The 275-nt window shown below is 31.3% G+C and carries 1 protein-coding gene; it reads left to right on the top strand.

Features of this window, described 5'->3' with window-relative positions; genetic code table 11:
* The coding region (locus tag SB725_RS31065) for a hypothetical protein (protein WP_410923236.1) at positions 1 to 233 on the top strand (233 nt) is incomplete at its 5' end.
* Positions 234 to 275: the final 42 nt, after the last annotated feature.

Raw genomic sequence — 275 nt, 5'->3', positions numbered from 1 at the left:
AATATGAAATCCTAAGCTGCTTAAACCAAAAATTTATTATTCGTTTAATCAGAATTTTTGACTTAATCGAGGACCAAGACTCTACTCAAAAAATAAAAACATATCTTCCTAATCAAAAATACTATACCGAAGAAGAGACATTCAAAAAAGTTCTATTGAATGATCAAGCTATGTCGACAAGATTAGATTTTTTGCGTTTTACTCTTACCTGTCAAAGCATGATTCGTCATTAAATCAGACTGAACTGAGAAATTGGACACGCGTTATCTACAACC

Origin of the sequence: Pseudomonas sp. SIMBA_041, assembly GCF_046535095.1 — a bacterium.
GTDB lineage: Bacteria > Pseudomonadota > Gammaproteobacteria > Pseudomonadales > Pseudomonadaceae > Aquipseudomonas > Aquipseudomonas mucoides.
This window is presented reverse-complemented; position numbering and strand designations above follow the sequence as displayed.